The 6,901-nt window shown below is 63.7% G+C and carries 8 protein-coding genes; all 8 read right to left on the reverse strand.

Annotated features, from left to right (window positions below):
* Positions 1-112: 112 nt before the first annotated feature.
* Positions 113-724: a hypothetical protein gene (locus tag GRI59_RS00980; protein ID WP_160759342.1), complete on the reverse strand. Its 612-nt coding sequence runs from the start codon at positions 722-724 to the stop codon at positions 113-115.
* On the reverse strand, positions 721-2,076 hold the full coding sequence (locus GRI59_RS00985) for a hypothetical protein (RefSeq protein WP_160759343.1): 1,356 nt from the start codon (positions 2,074-2,076) through the stop codon (positions 721-723). Before GRI59_RS00985 ends, GRI59_RS00980 begins: the two co-directional genes overlap by 4 nt.
* Positions 2,069-2,353 (reverse strand): hypothetical protein, encoded by a 285-nt coding sequence (locus tag GRI59_RS00990; protein ID WP_160759344.1) that lies wholly within the window; start codon positions 2,351-2,353, stop codon positions 2,069-2,071. Before GRI59_RS00990 ends, GRI59_RS00985 begins: the two co-directional genes overlap by 8 nt.
* Before the next feature lie 64 nt (positions 2,354-2,417).
* Entirely contained in the window at positions 2,418-2,987 is a 570-nt protein-coding gene (locus tag GRI59_RS00995; protein ID WP_160759345.1) for a host-nuclease inhibitor Gam family protein, read from the reverse strand.
* 55 nt (positions 2,988-3,042) lie between these two features.
* On the reverse strand, positions 3,043-3,507 hold the full coding sequence (locus GRI59_RS01000; RefSeq protein WP_160759346.1) for a DUF4376 domain-containing protein: 465 nt from the start codon (positions 3,505-3,507) through the stop codon (positions 3,043-3,045).
* 3 nt (positions 3,508-3,510) lie between these two features.
* The gene (locus GRI59_RS15575; protein WP_183363558.1) at positions 3,511-4,662 is read right to left on the reverse strand and encodes a hypothetical protein; all 1,152 of its coding nucleotides are present in this window, start codon (positions 4,660-4,662) and stop codon (positions 3,511-3,513) included.
* Positions 4,662-5,576 (reverse strand): hypothetical protein, encoded by a 915-nt coding sequence (locus GRI59_RS01010; protein ID WP_160759347.1) that lies wholly within the window; start codon positions 5,574-5,576, stop codon positions 4,662-4,664. Before GRI59_RS01010 ends, GRI59_RS15575 begins: the two co-directional genes overlap by 1 nt.
* Positions 5,573-6,901 (reverse strand): hypothetical protein (locus GRI59_RS15580; protein WP_202390840.1); only part of this gene is annotated, 1,329 nt, incomplete at its 5' end. The genes GRI59_RS01010 and GRI59_RS15580, both read right to left, overlap by 4 nt.

Below are 6,901 nucleotides of genomic sequence, written 5' to 3' on the forward strand. Positions count from 1 at the left end.
GCCGCGGCCGGACAGCATTACAGCAGCTCACTTGCGAAAGACGTGAGACCCAACGCGGCCAACCCTTCAAGCCCTCCGATGGTTGTTGATTTCATCGGGACGGCGGCGGGCATCAGATGGCCTCCAATGAGATTTGGCTGAAGGTGCCTGCGCCGCTGACACCGTGCATCCGGCCCGATGAATGACCGAACGCGACCGCCACGTTGGATAGGTCGGAGAGGACAGGGCCCATGTCGGCAGGTTGGCCCCACACGTTCGTCCAGCCTGTCAGCGGTATCTCGCGGCTTTGCTCGCCGCTCTCAAGCGGGAAGGCGGGCGAATAGAGCCGGTAGCTGCCCCTCTCCCCTTCGCCCGACCAGTCATCACCCTCACGCTGTAGGACAAGGCTGACGAGGGGTGCGGCATCGGGGCGCTCGACAGGCTGGGCGCTGGTAACATCGGCGCGGTAATGCCAGATCAGCTTTAGGGCACCGGCCGGGATGCTGGCCTCATAATCCAGCACCGCGTTGATTTGGCCGTCCTGCTTGAGATGGATAACCCAACCCTTGCCTTGCCGATCAAGGCGCATCGGATAGCCTTTGCTGCGCGTCTTCCCGCTGATCCAAGGGCCGATGACGAGGCCAGCTTGTGCGCTGGCGGTGCGATGCTCGCGCCGTAGGAACAGCACAGCGACAGCAAGGACACCAAGGACACCAAGGGCGATCAAGAAGGTGTCGGTGGTCATGGCGTTGACAGCCCGACCAACTCAGACTGATCCTTGAGGGCGTAAACCGCCATCGTGCGGGTGTTGAAGGTGTAGGTGGGATCGACAATCCCAACGCTTTGCAGGCCACCGAAAAACACGCTGTTTGCCGCCCCGGTTGGTGCATCGACCGGGCCGCTCGCAGCTGTCCCCACCGCGCTGCCGTCCGTGCTGACGGCCAGTGTCACATCTGAGGCGTTGAAGGCCACGCGGTTGATCCCCAGCGTGATTGGGGTGCTATCGGCGGGGCCGTAGTAGTCATCGGTATCGCCAGCATCTAAAGACAGAGCAGCGCCAGAGTTGCCGGTGTAGTATTCCCAAGGATACCCCCCGACACCGTAATCCCCATAGGTGATGAAGACGCCATCGCCAGACACGTATTCTGTCTCGATCACGAAGGTCTTGTTGGTTTGCGCAAATGCCGTCGCCGCTGCACCGATCAGGCCGGGAACCGCCTCACCCCCGCGAGATTCAAGCCCACTGACCGTAACGGAGCTAGGAGTGCTGATTACTGCTGAGCGGCTTACGACCGCACCGCCGACCCAATAGCGGTCGTTCAGGAAGTCGAGAAAGGCTTCTGCCCTTTCCGGCACCCAATCGGGGCGGGTTAGGGCAACAATGTCGGCGCTAGGCGGATAGACCTTGATGGACTTGATGATCGTGCCGGTTGCCGAGCCATTGATAAACGGCAAACTTAGCTGGGACAGCGGGGCATTAATGGAGAGGGGTATTGTCTCTACCAAGGCGCCATTGACAGAAACTTTTATCTCTGTGGCTGTGAAGCTAAATCCAACCTTCACAGGACCATTCCCAAACGGCAATTCTTCGCTCAGGTTGACAGTCGGGGTCAGGTAAACACCTGACCCGCTGAGGTATATCGAGCTTGCGGGAGGCGTGCCTGCCAGAAGTGCTTCGGGGCCAAATTGTATATTGTTTGTGCTTCCAAGCGGTGTTGCGAAAACCAGAAGAACGCTGGTATTGCTCACAATAAATTCGCAATCCATCACGAACGCGAACTCATACGTGCCGCCGTCCCACCAGCCCGCCTTGGCAATTTCGCTGAACAGCAGGTAGTTATTCAGGTCGCCCGTAGCATCAACCACCCATCCGTCACCGGGGACTACATCAGCCGGATTGAACACGTAATCGGTGGTCCAGAAGCCATTATCGACCACCTGCCACATCTCGGACAGCGTGCGCTCTTGCCCATCAGCAAAGTAATAGCCGTTGGCAAAATCATAGACGGTCAGCGGGGCGGGCGAAGCTCCAACCGCACCGCGCTTCATGCCGACCGGCGACAGGAACCCGCTAAGCGGCGAGCGGATCTCACGCATGGCTGACGAAGACGATGGTGTTTTGGTAGATCGCCTTGGCCCAGAGCCGGTTCACACCGCTAACGCCCGGGAAGAGGTTCGCCAGCGAGCACTTCGCCTCGCCTTCACCGGGCCCGTATTGGACACCGAGTGCATCGACGTCAGGTTCGTCGTCTCCACTAGTCCCGATCACGTAAATCGCCTCGGAGCCGATGTTCTGGAAGGTCACCTCGGTCACGTCGGCGTCGGTGAGCAGATCCCAGTTGGTTCCAATTTCAAGGCTGGTGTTCTGCGACATCTTTCAGTTCCTTTCGCATATCGATTGCACTTATCGCCAGCGCCGAGCGCGCGGTGCGTGCTGGTCAATTCTCTGAGGCTTTCGCGGTCGAAACCGTCCGCAGCTCGGCCTCGTCCAGCCCGGTGTCGATGAAGAACTCCTCCTCCTGCTCGACGGTCAGCTTGCCTTCGAACTGCTTGGCTACCTCAGGCTCGGAGCGGACAGCCTTGATCACTGCTTCCTTGTCGAGGCTGATCTTGACGCGCACGAACTCTCCGGCGCGGGCCCAGCGCAGTGATCGCAGCCAGACCACCACATCGCCGACCTTCACCTTGCGGGCGAACCGCACCTGCGGCATGCCAAGCCGGATGCCGATCTTGGCATTGGCGATCTCGGCCGACTTGCGGCCCTTGGCTACCGCGGTGCGGCCACCAGCTTCCCACCACGCCTTGATGCCTTCGAACAGCGGCTGCATCTCCGCCTCGATCTCGACAAGGGCCGCATCGCACTGTGCCTTGACCCGGTCGATCGCGTCTTTGGCGGCGAGCCGTTCCAGCGCGCTCGAGCGCTCAAGAGCGACATATTCGGCGATCATGCCGGTGGCCTCGGCGACGTCGGCCGGGACATGGACGGTTTCTCTCTTTCGGCGGGGCATTTGGGGTCTCCTGCGCGGGGATAGGGTTACGGGGCCGGAATGACTGGCGGCGGGATCATGGCCAGCCAGCCTCCACATCGATCGCATCGAGCGCGGTCTGATCAGCGGCCGCGTCCACGGCATCCTTCAGCGACCAGCTGTTGCCCATGACGGTCTTGCCCCAACCAGCGAGAGCTAGCAGCGCGGCAAGACCAGAGGCGTAGGACAGCGTGATGGTGGCATTGGCGGCGGTGCGGAACATGGCATCCTCCACCGCCCCGGCGCCTATGGCGACGGCAGCGGAATAGGATGCCTGGCTGGTCAGCCAGTTGGTGCGGTCCTCAACATCGCGGGTCTGAAGCACATGCCCGTCCAGCGCGGTGCCGGTGCCACTGACGGTCCACCCAGCCGCGAAGGCCGCATCGCGTCGCGCGTTGATCCGTTCGCGCAGGGCCTGCTTCTGCTCGGCGAGCGTGAGCGGAGCGAGCTCAATTTCCTGGATATCGCCGGTCTCGCAATTCATGATGATCTGAGTGGGCATGGCCTACCTTCCGAACAGTGTGATGGTGCCGGCATCGCCAGTGAGACCGCCAGCCCAGGAGAAGAAAATGGAATTGAGGATTGCGGCATTGAGGCGCCATCCGATGGGCGACGTCCCAACGGTGCCAGCCTGATTGACCGCATCGGAGTTGAGGACGCCGCCATGAGCGAGCCCGACCAGTTGGCGATAATTGAGCACATGAACGCCACCGAAGCCGCCCCTTGCTGCCTCGATAGTTCCGAGGGCGGACGCGGTGGTCCTGTCCGTACCGTTGTTCCCGGAAAACTGGACCTGGAAGGCGGCGGTGGCAGACGTGCTGACCCCAGAAATCAGAACATAGAGGTCCTGATAGGTGGCCGGGATGCTACTGAAGCCCCAGCCCGTTCCGCTGGCAGTGGAAACCGGGGAGCCGATCTGGTTGTATCCATCAGCTACCAGAGCATCGATCGCCTGCGCCACGCGTTGTGGCGTCATCAGCACATTGGTGGCGGTGCCGGCCTCGGCCTGCGCCTGGCTGGCGACCCCCAGCGCTGCAGCCGCGCCAAGATCGGCCGCGTTCGCCTTCAGCGCCAGCGCTGCGGTAACCGTGGCGGCAAAGTTCGCATCATCGCCAAGCGCAGCTGCGAGCTCGTTGAGCGTGTTGAGCGCGCCCGGGGCACCGTCGAGGAGGCTGGCGATCGCAGCGTTCACGGCGACCGCCAAAGCCGCCTGTCCAACCGAGAGAGCAATCGACCAGTCGGCATAGGTGCCGCTGCCGTTGAAGCTGGCGGCTGGCACGGCGACAACCATAGCGCCGGTCTCAGCGTCGTAGCTGGTGACGGTGCCAGTCATGTTGTTGGTGCCCGGCGCCGCATTGCTGCTCATCAGCACTTCCATGCCGCCGATGAAGGCCGCCCCGGGCGTGGCGCTGAAGCTTTTGGTGCCGCTGCCGATCGCCAGCGACGTGCTGCTGGTCGCGCTGAAGGCGGCGCTGGCGGCGGCCTGCACGGCCTGCATCGCGGCGGCGACCTCTTCGTCGGCCGCCTCGGCCACAGCGTTCCAATCATCCGGAAAGCCTTCGATGTAGGCCATCATGGCCTGCATCCGTTCATTGAACACAGCAGGCAGCCCTCGCGACGGGGCTACAGGCGCAGGGGGCAGCGTGGGGAAGCTCATCAGACGAAGCCTTCGATTGTGATGCTGAGGGTGCTCTCGGGGACGTTGTCACCGCGCAGATCGTAGCGGGTGTAGAAGCCGTAAATGATGGTGGCGGCGAACTGGCCGGTCCCGATGAAGACGATCGGCTCGGACTCGTAGAGATCGAGCAGGCGCGACACCTCATCGCGAAACGCGCGCCGGACGAGCACCTGAAAGCTGGCGCGCTTGCGGCTCGGCCGCCTGACCAACTTGATGTTGCCGAAGTCGTCCTCGATCCGACGGCTGTAGCTGATGTTGCCGGTCTCGAAGCCCCAGGCGGTCTCACCAAGCTGACGCTGGGCACCCGCCACGCAATTGCCGCAGCGCGCCATGCCGCCCGGGTTGTCGATCGCGATGTCGACCTGCGCTCCGAGATATGCGGGCAGGTTCTCGACGTGCAAATCGGTGCGGCGGATGATCGGCTCAAAACACCAGGCGTAGAAATCATCGCCGACGTTGCCGGTGCTGATCAGGTCGAAGGTCTCGTTGTAGACTTCGCCAGCGTCGTCATCGGTGATCGTCACGGTGACGCTGGAGGCTTCGAGATTGAACAGCGCGATCGCATTGACCAGGCCGGAGGGCTCCAGCGTCACCGCGATACCATCGGCCACGGAAGTCTGGGTCAGGTTGACCGGATCGAACATCGCCCAGGCGTTGGTCGGCCCGACATCCTGCCACCACTCACCAAGGCCGCTTTCAGGATCGACGTCGACCTCGGGATCGTGGTTGGTGTTACTTGCCTGCAGGCTGCGATAGATGCGGTGCGTGGTGTCCGATCGCGCCTCGGCATCGACCGCATAGGTGGTGCCCGCGTTCCACAGGGCGACGGTCTCCACCGCGTTGGTGGCGGTGAATACGGTCTCGTCGATATCGATGCTGCGGAAGATCTTCATGCCGGTTCCACCTGCACAACACGAAGCCCGTCCGGATCCTCGAAGCGTTCGAACAAGCGCTGCAGGTATTCGAGCGACCTGCTGCCCCGCTCACCGCTCTCACGCTGCTCGCGGCGCATGGCGACGAACTCGGCCAGCAGGTTCTCGATATTGCGGTCGAGCGGCGCGGTGCCGGCGGGCGCGGATGGCTGGACGGCAGCCGGGATGCTCGGCGCGGTGCCGGCGGCCGGACCATCGGTCATCAGCTGCTCAAGCCGGGCGATCGCTTCCTCGACCGAGATCACGCTTTCGTTGATCTCGATCAGACCTTCGACCGAACGGTCGAGCGCCTCAAGCTGCAGCTCGGCATAGTCGACCGCCTCTTCGGTCGCGGTGATCCCCTCGCTCACTGCACGCGTCACGGCGGCCAGATCGCGCTGGTATTCCTGCAGACTGGTAGCGCGCGATCGGCTGGCTTCGAGGAAGGCCGAGGACGCATCGCGAAGGCCACCCAGCCCGGCCATGTCGCCCGTCCGGGCCAGCGCGGCCGTGGTCATGAATTGGACCTGCGCCGCGCGATAGGATGCGGCCCCGGCCAGCGCCGCGCCGGTCAGCTCATCGCGATAGTCGCGCAGCTCCTGCCCAAGCTCGCTGAAGCGTTCCTTGGTCTCGGTGATGGTGCGGGCTTCGCGCTCATAGGCTTCTGACAGCGTATCGCGCGCCGCTGCCACGGCATTGCTGTGCGAGGTGACGGCGTCTTCGTAGGCCTGCTGGGCGACCTGCGCGTCCTCCAGCCCGTAAATCAGGTCGAGCCAGCCTTGCAGGCTCGCATCGGTGGCGGCGCGCTCTTCCTGCCGGCGCAGCGCGGTCGCGGCCGCGGTGTCGCCCAGCAGCTCCAGATAGCGAATCTCCAGATCCACGCCGGACTTGCGCAGCGCCTCAGCTGCGGCGGCCTGCTCCTCCTGGGCCCGGGCCAGCTCGGCGGCGGCGGCGGCGGCGGCCGCGGCTGCGGCCTGCTCGTCCTCAAGCCTGTAGATCCGCTCCTGCACCTCGCGGTTGACCGCATTCAGCTGATCCAGTTCACGCCGGCGCAGTTCAGCCGTGTTGCCCTGAAGCTGGAGGAGACGGCTCTCAAGTCCGGCACGTTCATCCGCGATCGCGCGCGCCTGTGCAGCGGCTTCCTCGGCCGCGGCGCGCTGCTGGGCGGCCAATTCGGCGGCGGCGCTGGCGGCAGCTGCAGCGGCGGCCTGCTCGTCTTCGAGGCGGAAGATGCGCTCTAGCACCTCGCGGTTCACGGCATTGAGACCATCCAGCTCGCGGCGGCGCAGCTCGGCGGTGTCGCCCTG

It is taken from the genome of Erythrobacter ramosus, from assembly GCF_009828055.1.
Lineage (GTDB): Bacteria > Pseudomonadota > Alphaproteobacteria > Sphingomonadales > Sphingomonadaceae > Erythrobacter > Erythrobacter ramosus.

What these genes read in the sequence shown, in the direction of transcription:
- GRI59_RS00985 (WP_160759343.1), bottom strand. Translation starts at nt 2,076, where the DNA reads ATGCGTGAGATCCGCTCGCCGCTTAGCGGGTTCCTGTCGCCGGTCGGC.
- GRI59_RS01000 (WP_160759346.1), bottom strand. Translation starts at nt 3,507, where the DNA reads ATGCCCACTCAGATCATCATGAATTGCGAGACCGGCGATATCCAGGAA.
- GRI59_RS01010 (WP_160759347.1), bottom strand. Translation starts at nt 5,576, where the DNA reads ATGAAGATCTTCCGCAGCATCGATATCGACGAGACCGTATTCACCGCC.
- GRI59_RS00990 (WP_160759344.1), bottom strand. Translation starts at nt 2,353, where the DNA reads ATGTCGCAGAACACCAGCCTTGAAATTGGAACCAACTGGGATCTGCTC.
- GRI59_RS00980 (WP_160759342.1), bottom strand. Translation starts at nt 724, where the DNA reads ATGACCACCGACACCTTCTTGATCGCCCTTGGTGTCCTTGGTGTCCTT.
- GRI59_RS00995 (WP_160759345.1), bottom strand. Translation starts at nt 2,987, where the DNA reads ATGCCCCGCCGAAAGAGAGAAACCGTCCATGTCCCGGCCGACGTCGCC.
- GRI59_RS15575 (WP_183363558.1), bottom strand. Translation starts at nt 4,662, where the DNA reads ATGAGCTTCCCCACGCTGCCCCCTGCGCCTGTAGCCCCGTCGCGAGGG.